Here is a 16,315-nt window from a genome sequence, read left to right as displayed (position 1 = left end):
CGACTTCAACGGAAGACCAAGTCGAGCACCCGTTCGTGACAGGACCCGGCGTACCGGGTGACCAGGTCGGCCAATAGCGCGTCGAGTCCGACGAGCACCTTCGCGTGCCCGCGCGCAGCGCCGCGCAGGATGGTGCGGGCGGCGGCCTCGGGGCTTGTTCGCGCGACTTCGTCCTCGAACCGCCTGGCCACCGCGGCCCCGTCGATGCCCGGCGCGAACTGCGCCGTGCGCGCGATGGTGGTGAGGACGCCGCCGGGATAGACGCCGGTCACCCGCACCCGCCCGCCCGCGGCGCGCATGTCCTGGCGCAGCGATTCGGTGAACCCGCGCACCGCGAACTTGGCCGAGTTGTACGGTCCGTGCCCCGCCACCGCGACCAGACCGAACGCCGACGACACATTGACGACGTTGGCGCGCTCGGCCGCCTGGAGATAGGGCAGAAACGCCTTGGTGCCGTTGACCACTCCCCAGAAGTCGACGTCCATCACCTGCTCGAAATGCGCGAACGGGGATTCCGCGACCCCGCCGACGTGCAGGATCCCGGCGTTGTTGAACAGCGCCTCCACCCGCCCGTAGTGCGCGGCGGTCCCTTCGGCGTAGGCCAGCACCGCGTCCCGGTCGGTGACATCGAGGACGGTCACGGTGGGGGTGAAACCGACTGCGGCGCAAAGCTTCCCAGTCGTCGCGACGGCGTGATCGGACTTGTCGGACAGCGCGAGGCGCGCACCCCGGTGCGCCAGCCCGAGCGCCAACTCCCGCCCGATCCCCGAACCGGCGCCAGTGACGACCACCACCTTGTCGGCGAAATACCCCACGGTGCAACCCCTTTCACCCCAATACCCGAATCGGGCACGCGACCAGGTTATCCAGAAGGAAGGGGCTCGGGAAAGATCGATTACCGGATCCGCGCCGCGGTTCGAGAACTTCCATACCGCCCGGTCCCATACCTTCGAGACCATCTCCGACCCCGACCCCGCGCGCTGGTGAAATAATGAACGTCCATCACCCGCACCGTCGCGGCGCCGTAGCGCACCGGTTTCCGCGCGAACGACTGGAGAATCGATGCCCACCGTTCCGTCCATGCTCCAGCGCATCCTCGACAAGCCCGTCACCGACGGCGAGAAACTCCTGGAGAGCGCGCTCTCGGCGTTCCTGGACTTCGGGATCAAGCGCACCAGCATGGGCGAGATCGCGCGCCGGGCGGGTATCAGCCCCGCGACCCTCTACCGGCGGTACGAATCGAAGAACGACCTGGTGGAGGCGGTGAGCGTGCGGGAGGCGCAGCGTTTCGTCGCCGAGATCGACAAGCGGGTACGCACCGTCGAGGGCACCGAGAACCAGCTGGTGGAGATCTTCGTCGCCTTCATCACGGCGATCGCGGGCAACGAACTGCTGCGCAGGCTGCTGCGCACCGAGCCGGATCTCATCCTGCCGCGACTCACCACCGAGGGCGGTCCGATCCTGGCCGTCGGTCGTGGCTACTTGGCGGAGAAGCTGCGCGAGTTACGCGCCGGGGACGCCGACTTCGACGCCGATCTGGTCGCCGAGATCATGGCCCGCTTGGCGCTCTCGCTGGCGCTCACCCCCGACGGGCTCATCCCACTCGGCGACGCGGAGGCCGGTCGCGCGTTCGCCCGGCGCACTCTGCTGCCCATGGTCGGCGTCCGCACGTCCGCCTGAGCTCAACCCGAACGCCGCGTTCACCAGCTCGTCGAGCCAGTGCCGCGCGGCGTCGTCGGGTGCGCGGTCGCCGTCCACGAGTTCGGCGACCAGCGTCGCGATCTCCCGGGACGCCGCCAGATCCGGATCGGGCAGCGGCAGCCGGGACACGTACTGGGTGATCCACCGTCGCCGTCCCGAGTACAGGCGGTTACCGCACACGGCGTCGTAGTAGCGCAACCCGAGCGCCGAATTGGCCACGCCCATCAGGAGATACGCCAGCCGCTCGGCCCGCTCGGCGACGCCGAGGTCCTCGAGCGAGATCCAGTAGCAGTCCCCGTTCACCACCGCACCGGACCGGTCCAGCGCGAAACGCGGCCGTTCGCTGATATCGGGGAACACCAGTTTCGGCACCCGCCACAGGTTGGGCCGCTGCGGCACCCAGATCTCGAACCACTCGCGGCCGCTGTCGGTGAGGTATTTGCGTGCGGCCAGCGTGGGCTCGTGGCTCCGCAAATACGCTGCCGCGCCCGGGAATTCGCGCAGGTCCACGGGGACACGACGCGGGGCGGCGGTGTCGTAGGGGTAGAGCACGCGGGTGTCGGCGGCCCGCTCGATCCGCCACGGCGCCAGATCGTGGTGGGTGATCAGCTCCAACAGCAACTCGGCCTCCGGTCGCGGGCGCACCTGGGCCCAGCGATCGGAGATGAACACCCGGTCCGCGGTCGTCTTGATGCCGACGCGAATACGGGCCACCTCACCGAAGCTCCGCCAGGTGCCCGCGCCGACGCGGGCGAGCCAGGAGTCCACGCTCGGCCGCGACATTCGCCACGCGGTGTGCGAACCTCCGCGCTCGCTTCGGCCATGCGCTGGGCTGTCGACGGACACATCAGGCGTATCTCCCCCGCCACTCGGGCGAGCCGCGGAGTCGGCAGCGGTTTGTGCGGCGGGTCCTGTCGGCGTGCCGGTCGACAGGGTGCCGACCTCCACCGCGAAGGTCCGCCCATTGTGCCGGACGAGGGAACCGGACTCCGCTGTCAGCGCATCGAAAAGCTCCATCGAGCCGAGTGTTTCGCTGAAAGACACCTCATACGCCGAGACGTGGCGACACACCGCGCCGCTCCCGCCGCGGGTGGCGATGGTGACGGCGGGCAGCACCGCGGCCGTGAAAAGCTTGGTGTCGCCGAGGTCGTAGAGCTCGACCGGAGTCAGTTCGGCCAGCAGGACGGCGCGAATGTTCGCACCCGCCTTGGTCGTGAGAAAACGGTTGGCGCACAACAGCGCCAGCACGCCACCCGGTGTGAGCAAGCGCGGCGCGACGGCGACGAAAGGATGGGTGAGGTCGATCCGGCCGCGCAGCCCGTACTGCCTGCTGAGCAACTGAGCGGTGGCGCCGCCGAGCTGCTGGGTGCGCACGTAGGGCGGGTTGGTGATGATCGCGTCGAACGCGGCGTCGTCCAGGCGTGCGGCGTCGGCGAGGAAGTCGCCCGCGTGCCAGTCGACCTCGACGTCCTCCGCGGTTGCCCGCGCCCGCGCGACGGCGAGGCCGGATTCGTCCAGGTCGTACCCGGTCAGCCGGAGACGGACGCCGGGCAGGCGGGCGGCGGCTTCCCGGTGCACGGCCAGCAGGAGTTCCCCGTCACCGCATGCCGGGTCCAGCACGCGCAGCTCGCCACCGTGGCCGGGATGCGGCACGTGTGCGAGCAACCGCCGCGCCAGGAAAAGCGCCAGCGTGGGCGGGGTGTAGTGCCGCCCATGCCGTTTGCGCTCCCGCGCCGTGCGGGTGTGCGAACCCATGGGTGGGATTGTGCCTCGTCAGGGGGCCGCGGGAGTGCTGATGCCGGGAACCGGCGCGCGCGTCGCCCGCGGCCGGGCGTCGTCCGGCGAACCTGCGCATCAGCGGCGCGTCCACCCAGTGGTAGATCGCCGCCGCGGCCGCGGTCGAGAGCACCAGGCACAGCGCGGCGAACCCGACCCAGCCGATCGGCCCGAACTGGCGTCCGCCGATGAGCAGCCTCGTCACCAGCACCATCCCCAGGTCGCCACATAGGCCACCGCTAGCGCGAGCAGCGGAGTCAGCCTCGTGTTGCGCCACGTGCCGTCGAGCACCAGCCGCGCAGCCAACACCCCGAGGAAGAACTCGGGCAATCGCGAGAGATGAGGCCGCCAACGAACCCCACCCCCGTCCTGGTTCCAAAACGAGACCACACCCGCTAGCATTCAGTCTCGAAATAGAACCAAAACAAAGGAGGCGGGTCCATGAGCCCGACCACTGCGCCCACCGACGCGTTCGAGTCCCTCGCCCGAATCCTCGACGACCGATGGACCTGCCGACAGTTCCTGCCCGACCAGGTGCCGCGCGAAACCATCGAGTCCCTGCTGCGCGTGGCCCAGCGCACCCCCTCCTGGTGCAACACCCAACCGTGGCAGGTCGCGGTCACCGAAGGCGCCGCCACCGACCGATTCCGCAAGGAGTTGCTGGAACACGTCCAAAGTTCCGCCCCCGCACCGGATTTCGCGTTTCCCGCGCAATACACCGGCGTCTACCGCGACCGCAGGCGCGAATGCGGCCTGCAACTGTACGAGAGCGTCGGAATCGTCAAGGGCGATCAGGCGGGCACCATGCGGCAGGCGATGCGGAACTTCGAACTGTTCGACGCCCCGCATGTCGCGATCGTCAGCACCGAGGCCGATCTCGGCGTCTACGGCGCCGTGGACTGCGGCCTCTACATCGGCACTTTCCTGCTCGCGGCCCAGAGCCTCGGTCTCGGCGCCGCACCGCAGGCGGCCCTAGCCTCGTACTCCCCTTTTCTCCGTGAGTATTTCGAGTTCTCCGAGAACCGGAGAATCGTCGCCGCCATCTCGTTCGGCTATCCCGACAGCGACCATCCCGTGAACGGTTTCCGCACCCGCCGCGAAGAAACCGATCAGGTCGCGACCTGGTTCACCGACTGAGCGAACCACCGCTTCCAGCAAGAGCGGATCAGCCGACCCGGCGATTCTCGGTCAGCCCCGGCCCCGGCTCGGGGCTGACTTCGCGGGCGGTGATTTCGCTTCCGCAGGCGTCGCATTCGAGCCGCGCGTGCGCCTCGCCGGTGCAGTCGCGGTGCCGGTAGTGCACCGGCGGCCCGTCCGGCGCCATGTAGGCGTCGCCCCAATCCCGGATCGCCATCAGGATCGGGTAGATGTCGTGGCCCTTCTTGGTGAGCCGATACTCCTCGTGCGCGCCGACCGCGGCCGGTCGCTTCACCAGAATGTCGTGCTCGATCAAGCGGTCCAGCCGATCCTGCAACCTGCTGCGGGAAATGCCGAGCGCGCTCTGAAAGGCGTTGAACCGGCGAATCCCGGAGAACGCGTACTTGAGGATGACCAGCGTCCACCGGTCACCGAGAACCACCAGCGGCCGCGTTATCGAACACGGCTCGTCGGCAAGATCCTCGTAACGCATCCCTCGATGCTACCCAGCCCCGCCAGGGGGCGCGGTCGGACGCGGACCGCGCATAGCCGCAGCGAATGCGGGGCACACCCGGTAGGCGCCGTCGGACGCGGTCCGTCATCGAACCGCTCATAGCCACAGCGAATACGAAGGTACGCCCTCGAGTCAGGCGTCCGCGCGCCGGTGGATGACGTACTCGAAGTGCCCGTCCTCCGGATCGGCACGCAACGGCCACGGCTCCGCCGCCAGCACGCGCTGCCATTCCAGCGGCCGATGCGCGTCCTGTTCGGCGAGCGACTGCGCGTCCGCGAGGGCGGCGCGAGAACCGATCGTCTGCTCCTCGGTGCCGCAGAATTCGCAGCTGTGCACCTTGCCGACCTCGTAGCGTTCCGGCACGACGCTTCTCCTTCGGGCGAAAAAGCTTGGGCCCCGGGATATTTCCCGGGGCCCGAGCGGAGTCCTCACATCACAGCGGGATGTTCTTGTGGTGACTCTTGCGCGCGGGCGCGGCGGCCAGCGCGGCGGCGATGACACTGCGGGTCTTGGCCGGGTCGATGACCTCGTCCACCACCCCGATCGCGATGGCGCGCTCGACGCCGCCCGCGATCTTCTCGTGCTCGGCGGTGAGCCGGTCGTGCAGCGCCTCGCGCTCCTCCTCGGGAGCGGCGGCCAGTGCCTTCTTGTGCAGGATGCCGACGGCGGCCTTGGCGCCCATCACGGCCACCTCGGATCCCGGCCAGGCGTACACCGCGGTCGCGCCCAGCGAGCGGGCGTTCATGGCGATGTAGGCGCCGCCGTAGATCTTGCGGGTCACCAGGGTGACGCGCGGGACGCGGGCCTCGGCGAAGGCGTGCAGCAGCTTCGCGCCGCGGCGCACCACGCCCTCCCACTCCTGGCCGACACCGGGCAGGTAGCCGGGCACGTCGGTGACCACGATCAGCGGGATGCCGAACGCGTCGCACAGCCGCACGAACCGAGCCGCCTTCTCGGCGCTCTCGGAGTTCAGGCAGCCGCCGAGGCGCAGCGGGTTGTTGGCGAGCACGCCGACGGTGCGTCCGCCGAGACGGCCCAGGCCGACCACCATGCTGCGGGCGTATCCGGCCTGCAGTTCCTCGAACGTGGACTCGCCGTCGACGTTGTCGAGCAGCTCGTGCACGAGCGGCTTGACGTCGTAGGCGCGCTTGGCCGATTCCGGCAGCATCGCCTTCAGGTCGACGTCGCCGTGCGCGGCGGCGTTCAGGTCGAATTCGCCCTGCTCGGCGAACATCGACACCAGGCGGCGGGCGCGGTGCATAGCGTCGGCCTCGTCGTCGGCGACGATGTGGCACACGCCGGACTTCTTGCCGTGCGTCTCGGGACCGCCGAGGGTCGCCATGTCGACCTGCTCGCCGGTCACACTGCGCACCACGTCGGGGCCGGTGACGAAGACCCGGCCCTCGGGGGCCATGATCACGATGTCGGTGAGGGCGGGACCGTAGGCGGCGCCACCGGCGGCGAAGCCGAGCACCACGGAAATCTGCGGGACGAGACCGGACGCGCGAACCATGGCCTCGAAGACCAGGCCGACCGCGTGCAGGGCCTCGACGCCCTCGGCGAGGCGGGCGCCACCGGAGTGCCAGAGGCCTACGACGGGAACGCCGGAATCGATGGCGGTGTCGATCGCGTCGACGATGTGCTTGCAGCCCTCGACGCCCATCGCGCCGCCCATGACGGTCGCGTCGGAGCAGTAGGCCACGGTGCGGACGCCGTCCACCTCGCCGATCGCGGCGAGGACGCCGGACTTGTCGCGCGGGTGCAGCGGAAGAACGGTGCCGGGATCGAAGAAACGCTGGAGCCGGCCCAGCGGGTCACGCGGATCGGTCGCGGTTTCTGGTTGAAACGCGGGAGCCACAATTGTCATCGCGTTTTCTCCTCTGTCACGAGAGTGCCGCTACTGCGGCTGCGTATGTCGAACCACCGGTGGGGTCGGGCCAGTTCTGTTGGCCGACCCCACCGGGGATCGTTGTTGCAGTCAGTCGTGCGGCTATGCGCGACCGAAGGCGAGCGCGACATTGTGCCCACCGAAACCGAAGGAGTTGTTGATCGCGTACTCGATCTCCTGGCGGCGGGCTTCGCCCTTCACCACGTCGAGGTCGATCTCCGGGTCCTGGTTCTCCAGATTCAGCGTCGGCGGGACGATGCCGTCCCGGATGCTGAGCACGGTGAGCACGGACTCGAGCGCGCCGACGGCGCCGATCGAGTGGCCCAGCGCCGACTTGGGCGCGTACACCGAGGGGTGGTTGCCGACGGCCTTGTTGATCGCGTTCGACTCCGCGGTGTCGCCGATCGGCGTCGCGGTGGCGTGCGCGTTGATGTGAGTGATGTCCTGCTTGGACAGGCCCGCGGTCTGCATCGCGCGGGTCATCGCGCGAGCGGCGCCAGTGCCTTCGGGATCCGGGGCGACCAGGTGGAAGCCGTCCGAAGTGATGCCTGCGCCGAGCAGACGGGCGTGGATGGTGGCACCGCGCGCCTTGGCGTGCTCCTCGGTCTCGAGGGTCATCAGCGCACCGGCCTCGCCGAAGACGAAGCCGTCGCGGTCCTTGTCGAACGGACGCGACGCACCCTTGGGGTCGTCGTTGCGCGTGCTCATCGCGCGCATCATGGAGAACGCCGCGATCGGCACCGAGTCGATGAAGCCCTCGACGCCGCCGGTGACGACCATGTCGGCGTCACCCATCACGATCATCCGCCACGCGTTGGCGATGGCTTCCGATCCGGACGAGCACGCCGAGACCGGAGTGACCACTCCTGCCCGGGCCTTCAGCTCGAGTCCGACGCAGGCCGACGGGCCGTTCGGCATGACCATCTGAACAGCGAGCGGCGAGATCTTGCGGTAGCCGCCGTTCTTCAGCTTGTCGACCGAGTCGATCAGCGCGTCGCCGCCGCCGAGACCGGTGCCGATCGCCACGCCCAGACGGTCGGGGTCGACCTCCGGGCTGCCGGCGTTCTTCCACACCTCGCGGCCGAGGACGGTCGCGAGTCGCTCGACATAGGCCATGCGACGGATCTCGACCCTGCTCAGCAGGGTGTCGGGGTTGACCTTCAGGTGGCCGCCGATGCGGACCGGCAGGTCGTATTCCTCGACGAAGGAATCCTCGAGAACGTCGATGCCGCTCTCGCCGTTGAGGAGTCCCTTCCACGTCGCATCGACGTCGCCCGCGATCGACGTGGTCGCCGCCAGGCTCGTTACGACGACGTTGGGGAAATTCCCGTTCAAGGTGGAAGGAGTGGTCACTTTTCGGCCCTACTCGGCGTCGAACTTGGCCTTGAGCTCCGCGGCCGCGTCAGCGTTCTCGGCCTCGAGCTTCTGGATGTAGGCGACAGCGTCGCCGACCGTCTTCAAGCTGGCCAGATCCTCGTCCGGGATCTTCACACCGTACTTGTCCTCGGTCTGCACAGCGATTTCGACCATGGACAGCGAGTCGATGTCCAGGTCATCGACGAAGGACTTCTCGATCGTCACCTCGGAGGGCTCGATGCCCGTGACCTCTTCGATGATCTTGCCGAGTTCCTCGACGATTTGTTCCTGGGTCAGAGCGGCCACTTGGTGGCTCCCTTCTTGTTACTTTGTAGGGCTTCTTCTGTGTTTTTCGGGCCGAGGCCGCCGGGGGTTACCGTCGGTTCGGTCACGACCTCGCATTTTTTCGATGCGCGGTCGCGGAGGAAAGCTAGCCGGAGGTCGACAGTTCGGCCAACGCGGGGAGGTCCTCGGGGGTTTTCAGCGCCAGGTTCGGCGTGCCCTTCAGCTCTCGTTTCGCGATGCCGACCAGCGTTCCGGCCGGTGGCAGCTCCGCCACCGCCGAGACACCGGCCTGTCGGACGGTCTCGGTGCACAGATCCCAGCGCACGGGTCGGGTGACCTGTGCGGCGAGCTTTTCGATCGCGTCCTTGCCCGAGGCCACCGGTTGCCCGTCGAAGTTCGACAGCAGCACCCGGGTCGGGTCCTTGGGCGTGATCTTGGCGATGGCCTCCGCCACCGCGTCCTGGGCCGGGGCCATGAACGCGGTGTGGAAGGCGCCCGCCACGGGCAGCGCCCGAATCCGCGCCTTTTCCGGCGGATTCGCGGCGAGTTCCGCGAGGGCGTCCAACTTGCCCGCGGCCACGATCTGGCCCACCGCGTTGCGGTTGGCCGGAACGAGGTCCAGTTCCGCGAGCCGCGCGAGGACAGCGGCTTCGTCGCCGCCCAGCACCGCGGACATCCCGGTCGGTTCCAGCGCGCACGCCTTGGCCATCTCCGCACCGCGGATGGCGGCCAGGGTGACCGCCTCGTCGGAGCTGATCACTCCGGCGACGGCGGCGGCGGCGAACTCGCCGACCGAATGTCCCGCGACGATCGTAGCGGCCGGAAGCGAATCCTGATCGATCTCGGCGTACGCCAGCAGCGCGGCCGCGACGACCAGCGGCTGGGTCACGGCGGTGTCGACGATCTCCTCGGCCGTCGCGGTGGTGCCGAGACGAACCAAGTCGAGGCCGGCGGCCTTGGACCACAAGGCGAGGCGATCATTCGCGCCGGGAAGGTCGAGCCAAGGCGCGAGCATGCCGGGTGTCTGGGACCCCTGTCCAGGGGCGAACAACGCGATCACGCCTCTAAGAAAACACTGTGAGCCCCGCCGCACGAGATGTCGGCGCGAATGAAGCTTTCCGATGGGTTTTGTGGGGGTCCCACAAAATCCCACGTGAGTCGGCCCGATCGACAGACTCCCCTTCGGCGTTACAGGCCGTCGTGACCGATCGAGATCGGAGTTACCTCTGTGCCTGGAGTCGACGATTCGTTACGCGTTCGTGTCAAACGACCCACCGTTGCCGCGATCCGGAGTACGTAGGCGTCCCGCGGATTCATCGGATCCCGGCCCGTTATCTCGGCGATCCGTTTGAGTCGGTAGCGAACGGTATTTGGATGGACGTACAGCTGACGGGCGCACGTCTCTACGGCTCCCCCGCAATCCAGATAGGCATCGAGGGTATCCGCAAGCGCCGATCCAGCTGCGGCCAACGGGAGGACAAGATACTCGTTCAGCGCGTCGACCGCACCTCGATCACCCAACAAAGCGCGTTCAGGTAGCAACTCGGCCGCGTGCACCGGCCGCGGCGCCCCGCGCCAGCCCACCACGGCCTCCATACCCGCCAACGCCTCCACGGCGCTCGCGTGCGCCGCGCCGAGAGTTCGGGTGGTCGGCCCGATGACCACCGGACCATCGGAGAACACCTCGGCGAGCAGGTCGGCGAGGAACGGTGAGACGTACCCCGCGTCGCCGAGATGTCCGCTCACCACCATGACCAAGCGGGTGCCCTGCACGACCGCGAGCGCCGCGCGCCCGTGCCTGGCCGCGATGGCGTGCACCGAGCCGACGGAGGAGACGCCCTGCTCCCCCGGCGGCGTGCCGACGAGGACGGTGGCGGGCGCGGTGGCGTCCCAGTTCAGCGTTGCCGCCCTGGAGAGCATGTCGGGGCCGGTGTCGCCGCGCACCACCGCGTCCACCACGAGCGCCTCGAGGCGGGTGTCCCACGCGCCGCGCGATTCCGCGGCGCTGGCGTACACCGAGGCGGCCGCGAAACCGAGCTCGCGCCCGTATCGCAGCACCGCCTCGGTGAGCGCCACCAGCTGCCGGTCGTTGCGCGCGAGCGCGGGCAGCCACTGTTCGAAGAACTCCATGGCCACGCGGACCATGTCGACGGTCTGGCGCAGCGTCAGCCGCCGCGCCAGATCCTGCGGAATGACTTGGAAGGCGTCCAGGCTGAACCGGATGTCGCTGTCGGGATCCTGCAGCCACTCCAGGAAGTTCACCACCGCGGTCTGCACCAGCATCTGCACGCCCGCGCGCTGCGCCGCGTCCAGATCGGCGAAGAACGGCAAACGATCCTGCATCGACCCCACCGCCTCGGTGGAGAGCCGTCCCGAGAACTGCTTCACCCGTTTGAGCAGCGTGTCCGGGAGCGGATCGCGGTTTTGCCGGTTCGGGGAGAGCGCGCCGGTCGGCAGATACACCTCGTGCTCGGAGGAGCCTTCGGTGATCCGACGGGGCCGCGGCGGTTTACGTTCCACCATCCAATATTCCGCTATGCGAGATCTTCGTCCGAACTCACCGCCGCCTTCGGCGCGGCGTCCACGTCGTCGATGCGGTACTTCGCGGCCGCTTCCACCGCCTTCGACGCGTCGATCTTGCCCGTCCGCGCCAGCCCTTCCAGCGCCGCGACCGCGATCGACTGCGCGTCCACGTTGAAGACGCGCCGCGCCGCGGGCCGGGTGTCGGAGAAGCCGAAACCGTCCGTGCCGAGCGTGGTGAAGTCGCCGGGCACCCACTTGCGGACCTGATCGGGCACGGCGCGCATCCAGTCGGTCGCCGCGACGTACGGGCCCTCGACCCGCGACAACGCCTCGGTGACGTACGGGACGCCGGGATCCTCGCCCGGCTTGCGCAGCGCCGCGATCTCCTTGGCCAGCGCCTCCTTGCGCAACTCGCCCCAGGACGTCACCGACCAGACATCGGCCTGCACACCCCACTCGTCGGCGAGCAGCGCCTGTGCCCGGAGGCCGTCGGGCACCGTGACGCCGGAGACGAGGATCTGGGCGCGCACGTCGCCCTCGCCCCCGCGCCGGTACAGGTAGATGCCCTTCAGCAGACCGGCGACGTCCAGGTCGTCCGGCTCGGCGGGCTGCTGGTACGGCTCGTTGTAGAGGGTGATGTAGTAGAAGATGTCCTCGCCGCCGAAGGTGTCGGTGTCCGGCCGCTCCATGGGCTCGGTGCCCGGCAGCGCTGCCTGATGCGGCGGCGTGACGCCACCGCCGTACATCCGGCGCAGACCGTCGCGCACGATGTGGGCGATCTCGAAGGCGAAGGCCGGATCGTAGGTCACCACAGCGGGATTGGTGGAGGCGAGCAGCAGCGAATGGCCGTCGTTGTGCTGCAGGCCCTCACCGGTCAGCGTGGTACGCCCGGCGGTAGCTCCGAGGACGAAACCGCGCGCCAACTGGTCCGCGGCGGCCCACAGTCCGTCGCCGGTGCGCTGGAAGCCGAACATCGAGTAGAAGATGTACAGCGGGATCATCGGCTCGCCGTGAGTCGCGTAGGAGGTGCCCGCCGCGGTGAACGACGCCGTCGAACCGGCTTCGTTGATGCCCTCGTGCAGGATCTGCCCGACCGCGCTCTCTTTGTAGGCAAGCATCAACTCGGCGTCGACCGATGTGTACAACTGGCCGTTGCGGTTGTAGATCTTCAACGAAGGGAACCACGAGTCCATACCGAAGGTGCGGGCCTCGTCGGGGATGATCGGCACGATCCGCTTGCCGATCTCCTTGTCGCGCAACAACTCCTTCATCAGGCGCACCAGCGCCATCGTGGTGGCCACGTTCTGCTTGCCGGAGCCCTTGCGCACCGAACGGTACGCCTCGTCGCCCGGCAGTTGCAGCGGCTTTGCCAGACTGCGCCGCTCGGGCAGGAACCCGCCGAGCGCTTGGCGCCGATCCAGCATGTACTGGATCTCGCGGGCCTCCATACCCGGGTGGTAGTACGGCGGCAGGTACGGATCCTTCTCCAACTCGGCGTCGGTGATCGGGATCCGCTGCAGGTCGCGGAAGTCCTTGAGGTCCTGCAACGTCAGCTTCTTCATCTGGTGCGTGGCGTTGCGGCCCTCGAAGTGCTTGCCGAGGGTGTAGCCCTTGATGGTCTTGGCCAGGATGACCGTCGGCTGACCCTTGTGCGCCATCGCGGCGGCGTAGGCCGCGTACACCTTGCGGTAGTCGTGGCCGCCGCGCTTGAGGTTCCAGATGTCCTGGTCGGACATGTTCTGCACGAGCGCCTTGGTGCGCGGATCGCGGCCGAAGAAGTGGTCGCGGACGTAGGCGCCGTCGTTGGCCTTGTAGGTCTGGAAATCACCGTCGGGCGTGGTGTTCATCAGGTTCACCAGCGCGCCGTCGCGGTCGGCGCCGAGCAGCGCGTCCCACTCGCGGCCCCAGATCACCTTGATGACGTTCCAGCCCGCGCCGCGGAAGAACGACTCCAGCTCCTGGATGATCTTGCCGTTGCCGCGCACCGGGCCGTCCAGGCGCTGCAGGTTGCAGTTCACCACGAAGGTCAGGTTGTCCAGGCCCTCCATGGCCGCCACGTGCGCGAGGCCGCGCGACTCCGGCTCGTCCATCTCGCCGTCGCCGAGGAACGCCCAGACGTGCTGGTCGGAGGTGTCCTTGATACCGCGATCGTGCAGGTAGTGGTTGAACCGCGCCTGGTAGATGGCGTTCATCGGGCCGAGACCCATGGACACCGTCGGGAACTCCCAGAAGTTGTTCAGCAGCCGGGGGTGCGGGTAGGAGGGCAGCCCGTGGCCGAGGCCGCCGTGGCTGTACTCCTGCCGGAAACCGTCGAGCTTGTCGGTGCTGAGCCTGCCCTCGAGGAAGGCGCGCGCGTAGATACCGGGCGAGGCGTGACCCTGGATGAAGATCTGGTCGCCGCCGCCCGAGTGGTTCTTGCCGCGGAAGAAGTGGTTGAAGCCGACCTCGTACAGCGCCGCGGAGGACGCGTAGGTCGAGATGTGACCGCCGACGCCGATACCGGGCCGCTGCGCGCGGTGCACCATGATCGCCGCGTTCCAGCGGATCCAGGCCCGGTAGCGCCGTTCCACCTCCTCGTCGCCGGGGAACCACGGCTCGTTCTCGGTGGGAATGGTGTTGACGTAGTCGGTCGAAGTCAGCGAGGGGATCGCGACCCGGCGCTCACCGGCGCGCTCCAGCAGGCGCAGCATGAGGTAGCGGGCCCGGCCGGGGCCCTCGCGGTCGAGCATTTCGTCGAAGGATTCGAGCCATTCGCTCGTCTCCTCCGGGTCGATGTCCGGCAGGTAGGACGCCACCCCTTCGCGGATCACCCGCACACGCCCACCCGACTGCGGCTGCGAACCGTTCGATTCGCGGCCCGCGGTGGGGGCGGGGGCGGCATTGGTTCCTCCAGCGGATTTCGCTGGAACGGAAGAGTCGATCAGGTCGGTCAAATCTGCTCCTCGTACAGGGGTGGACATGCTGATGGCGTCTGTTTCCCCGAGCGGGCACGCTGGTGTGCGGACCACCCGTTACGTAAGGTTCGGGCGCACCCTCCATCCTTGCCGAGGATGCGTCCCAGGTCATCATGTCAGCAGGAAATCCAGTACCGTTTGCAGGAAATGGGTTACTCCCGAGTTGCCCCGGTACGCGCCGGGAACCTGGCGTCGCCCAGCTGGCCTGACCACCTGTTTTTCGATTACCGCCGATGGACGAAACAAGAGCGGGGAGGACGATGAAGCTGCTGAACCCACGCGGGTTCGGACTGGTGTGCGCGACCGTCGTGGTCGCGGCCGGATTGACGGTCGCGGGCTGCGCCGAACGGGTGGCGGGCACCGCCCATCCGAACACTTCGGACCTAGCCGCGTACAAGACCGAGGCGGCGGCTTCGTCGGCCGCGGCCACCTCCTCGCGGCGGGCCGCGGCGCAAGCGCAGGCGATCACCGACAACTGCGCGCAGTTCCCCACCACCACCGGCGTCGGGGTGACGACCTACAACGACTTCGTCGACGCGCACGATTCCAACGCTCCCGACTACGCGGCGAAGCGCGATCTGGCCGCGCAAACCCTCGAGGACGCCGCGACGAAGGTCGAGACCGGCGTGAACACCGCCGCGGGCGCGCTGCCCGACGACCTCGTCGTGAAATTGAACGAATACGTCGCCGCCGCACGCGCGTTGGCCGCGGAGACCCGCACGATGACCTACACCGCGCCGGTCGGCCCGCTCAACGAGGCGAGCAAACGGGTGAACGACGCGCGCAACGCGGTCCGCGACGCCTGCCCGAAACGCTGACGACACGGCGGCCGACGCGACATTCGGTGATCATTTTCGGCCGATCGGCTTGCGCTCGAGCCGATAACCATGTTCGCTTGCAACTATCTACTGTCGGGAGTTGAGGAGGACACCACCGTGGTCGCCGCGGCGGACGCGCAGAACTACGCTCAGAAGCTTGGCATTACACACGGCATGGTTGTCCAGGAACTGGGCTGGGACGAGGACACCGACGACGACCTGAGGGCCGATGTCGAGGACGCCAGCGGTGGGGAGATGGTCGACGAGGACTCCGACGAGGTGGTCGACGCCGTGCTGCTGTGGTGGCGCGAGGGCGACGGCGATCTCGCCGACGAGCTGATGGAGGTCATCAGCCCGCTCGCCGACGACGGTTTCATCTGGGTCCTCACCCCCAAGACCGGTCAACCTGGGCACGTCGACCCGAGCGAGATCGCCGAAGCCGCACCGACCGCGGGACTCACGCAGACCTCGGCGATCAGCCTCGGCGGTTGGACCGGCAGTCGCTTGGTGCAGCCGAAGGCTCCGTCGAAGCAGCGCTGAGCCTTTCGCTATGGTTTCGCCGGGCGGTGTTATCGCCGCCCGGTGGGAACCCGAACCGATGGAGGATTCGCGTATGCCGCTCGAGGAGGGCACCCTCGCGCCGGATTTCACGCTGCGGGACCAGAACAACCAGCACGTCACGCTGTCGGACTACCGCGGCAAGAAGAATGTGCTGATCGTTTTCTACCCACTGGCGTTCACCGGCATCTGCCAGGGCGAGCTGTGCAAGGTGCGCGACGAGCTGCCCAAGTTCCAGAACGACAACGCCGAGATCCTCGCCATCTCCGTCGGCCCGCCGCCCACCCACAAGATCTGGGCCGCCGAACAGGGCTACACCTTCCCCCTGCTCTCCGACTTCTGGCCGCACGGCGCCATCGCCCAGGCCTACGGCGTCTTCAACGAGAAGTCCGGCTACCCCAACCGCGGCACCTTCGTCGTCGACCGCGAGGGCTACATCCGCTTCTCCGAGATGAACGGCCCCGGAGAGCCCCGTGACCAGGCGGCTTGGGAGAAAGCGCTCGCCGCGCTAGATTCATAGACCGTTGCCCGTCGGCCCCCGCCGACGGAGACGGGCGTATAGCTCAGCGGTAGAGCACTGGTTTTACACACCAGCGGTCGGGGGTTCGATCCCCTCTGCGCCCACCTCACTCGATGCCCGGCCCATGCCCACGGAGGGCGTGGGCCGATTCTCGTTCCGTCGTGTTTTGTGGGGGCGCAGCCCCCACGCCCCGCCCCGCCGGCGTCGCCCCCCGACCCCCCCCACCAGCTAGCCCACAATCCGCCCCGCGGCGCCCCGGGCTCCCCCCCGCGGCGCCGGCCGCGG

The 16,315-nt window shown here is 68.4% G+C and carries 14 protein-coding genes, 1 tRNA gene and 1 pseudogene; 6 read left to right on the top strand and 10 right to left on the bottom strand.

Features of this window, described 5'->3' with window-relative positions; all coding sequences use genetic code 11:
• Positions 1-5 precede the first annotated feature (5 nt).
• On the bottom strand, positions 6-815 hold the full coding sequence (locus AB0H49_RS24300) for an SDR family oxidoreductase (protein WP_355000648.1): 810 nt from the start codon (positions 813-815) through the stop codon (positions 6-8).
• Positions 816-1,062: 247 nt separating this feature from the next.
• Here AB0H49_RS24300 and AB0H49_RS24295 point away from each other — a divergent pair, with 247 nt between their 5' ends.
• Positions 1,063-1,680, top strand: a complete 618-nt coding sequence (locus tag AB0H49_RS24295; protein WP_355000649.1) for a TetR/AcrR family transcriptional regulator — start codon at positions 1,063-1,065, stop codon at positions 1,678-1,680.
• Positions 1,681-2,832: 1,152 nt separating this feature from the next.
• On the opposite strand, the pseudogene AB0H49_RS24290 reads toward AB0H49_RS24295, so the two are convergent.
• Positions 2,833-3,456 (bottom strand): annotated as a pseudogene (locus tag AB0H49_RS24290) (N-6 DNA methylase); the annotation flags it as partial.
• A gap of 462 nt (positions 3,457-3,918) precedes the next feature.
• Between AB0H49_RS24290 and AB0H49_RS24285 the strand changes: the two are divergent.
• Positions 3,919-4,614 (top strand): nitroreductase, encoded by a 696-nt coding sequence (locus AB0H49_RS24285; RefSeq protein ID WP_355000651.1) that lies wholly within the window; start codon positions 3,919-3,921, stop codon positions 4,612-4,614.
• A gap of 28 nt (positions 4,615-4,642) precedes the next feature.
• Here the strand turns inward: AB0H49_RS24285 and AB0H49_RS24280 are convergent, their stop codons facing one another.
• From AB0H49_RS24280 to aceE, 8 genes are all read right to left on the bottom strand, one after another.
• On the bottom strand, positions 4,643-5,107 hold the full coding sequence (locus AB0H49_RS24280) for a helix-turn-helix domain-containing protein (RefSeq protein ID WP_355000652.1): 465 nt from the start codon (positions 5,105-5,107) through the stop codon (positions 4,643-4,645).
• Positions 5,108-5,260: 153 nt separating this feature from the next.
• Positions 5,261-5,491: a hypothetical protein gene (locus AB0H49_RS24275; protein ID WP_357254585.1), complete on the bottom strand. Its 231-nt coding sequence runs from the start codon at positions 5,489-5,491 to the stop codon at positions 5,261-5,263.
• Between the two features lie 70 nt (positions 5,492-5,561).
• Positions 5,562-6,995 (bottom strand): carboxyl transferase domain-containing protein, encoded by a 1,434-nt coding sequence (locus AB0H49_RS24270; protein WP_357254583.1) that lies wholly within the window; start codon positions 6,993-6,995, stop codon positions 5,562-5,564.
• A gap of 123 nt (positions 6,996-7,118) precedes the next feature.
• Positions 7,119-8,369, bottom strand: coding sequence for a KasA/KasB family beta-ketoacyl-ACP synthase (locus AB0H49_RS24265; RefSeq protein WP_355000655.1), 1,251 nt, complete (start codon positions 8,367-8,369; stop codon positions 7,119-7,121).
• 9 nt (positions 8,370-8,378) lie between these two features.
• A complete protein-coding gene (acpM, locus tag AB0H49_RS24260) occupies positions 8,379-8,678 on the bottom strand; it encodes a meromycolate extension acyl carrier protein AcpM (protein WP_014982996.1) in 300 nt (99 codons plus the stop codon).
• Between the two features lie 124 nt (positions 8,679-8,802).
• Complete coding sequence (locus AB0H49_RS24255; RefSeq protein ID WP_355000656.1) at positions 8,803-9,717, bottom strand: ACP S-malonyltransferase; 915 nt, start codon at positions 9,715-9,717, stop codon at positions 8,803-8,805.
• Positions 9,718-9,845: 128 nt separating this feature from the next.
• The gene (locus AB0H49_RS24250) at positions 9,846-11,180 is read right to left on the bottom strand and encodes a helix-turn-helix domain-containing protein (protein ID WP_357254580.1); all 1,335 of its coding nucleotides are present in this window, start codon (positions 11,178-11,180) and stop codon (positions 9,846-9,848) included.
• Positions 11,181-11,191: 11 nt separating this feature from the next.
• Entirely contained in the window at positions 11,192-13,990 is a 2,799-nt protein-coding gene (gene aceE / locus AB0H49_RS24245; protein ID WP_355001138.1) for a pyruvate dehydrogenase (acetyl-transferring), homodimeric type, read from the bottom strand.
• Positions 13,991-14,394: 404 nt separating this feature from the next.
• On the opposite strand from aceE, the gene AB0H49_RS24240 reads away from it, so the two are divergent.
• The 4 genes from AB0H49_RS24240 to AB0H49_RS24225 all read left to right on the top strand — a co-directional run bounded on the left by AB0H49_RS24240 (position 14,395) and on the right by AB0H49_RS24225 (position 16,134).
• A complete protein-coding gene (locus AB0H49_RS24240; RefSeq protein WP_355000658.1) occupies positions 14,395-14,952 on the top strand; it encodes a hypothetical protein in 558 nt (185 codons plus the stop codon).
• Between the two features lie 117 nt (positions 14,953-15,069).
• Complete coding sequence (locus tag AB0H49_RS24235) at positions 15,070-15,492, top strand: DUF3052 domain-containing protein (protein ID WP_067786218.1); 423 nt, start codon at positions 15,070-15,072, stop codon at positions 15,490-15,492.
• Positions 15,493-15,565: 73 nt separating this feature from the next.
• Positions 15,566-16,030: a peroxiredoxin gene (locus tag AB0H49_RS24230; protein WP_355000659.1), complete on the top strand. Its 465-nt coding sequence runs from the start codon at positions 15,566-15,568 to the stop codon at positions 16,028-16,030.
• A gap of 32 nt (positions 16,031-16,062) precedes the next feature.
• Positions 16,063-16,134: transfer RNA gene (locus AB0H49_RS24225), tRNA-Val, on the top strand.
• Positions 16,135-16,315: the final 181 nt, after the last annotated feature.

The sequence above is a fragment of the Nocardia sp. NPDC050713 genome (assembly GCF_040654315.1).
Lineage (GTDB): Bacteria > Actinomycetota > Actinomycetes > Mycobacteriales > Mycobacteriaceae > Nocardia.
The sequence above is the reverse complement of the archived record's forward strand: the minus strand, read 5'-3'. Positions and strand labels throughout refer to the sequence as shown.

Bases quoted from the DNA above. Each gene is read 5' to 3' on its own strand.
- AB0H49_RS24295 (WP_355000649.1), top strand. From the start codon at position 1,063: ATGCCCACCGTTCCGTCCATGCTCCAGCGCATCCTCGACAAGCCCGTC.
- AB0H49_RS24285 (WP_355000651.1), top strand. From the start codon at position 3,919: ATGAGCCCGACCACTGCGCCCACCGACGCGTTCGAGTCCCTCGCCCGA.
- AB0H49_RS24280 (WP_355000652.1), bottom strand. From the start codon at position 5,107: ATGCGTTACGAGGATCTTGCCGACGAGCCGTGTTCGATAACGCGGCCG.
- AB0H49_RS24270 (WP_357254583.1), bottom strand. From the start codon at position 6,995: ATGACAATTGTGGCTCCCGCGTTTCAACCAGAAACCGCGACCGATCCG.
- AB0H49_RS24250 (WP_357254580.1), bottom strand. From the start codon at position 11,180: ATGGTGGAACGTAAACCGCCGCGGCCCCGTCGGATCACCGAAGGCTCC.
- AB0H49_RS24240 (WP_355000658.1), top strand. From the start codon at position 14,395: ATGAAGCTGCTGAACCCACGCGGGTTCGGACTGGTGTGCGCGACCGTC.
- AB0H49_RS24230 (WP_355000659.1), top strand. From the start codon at position 15,566: ATGCCGCTCGAGGAGGGCACCCTCGCGCCGGATTTCACGCTGCGGGAC.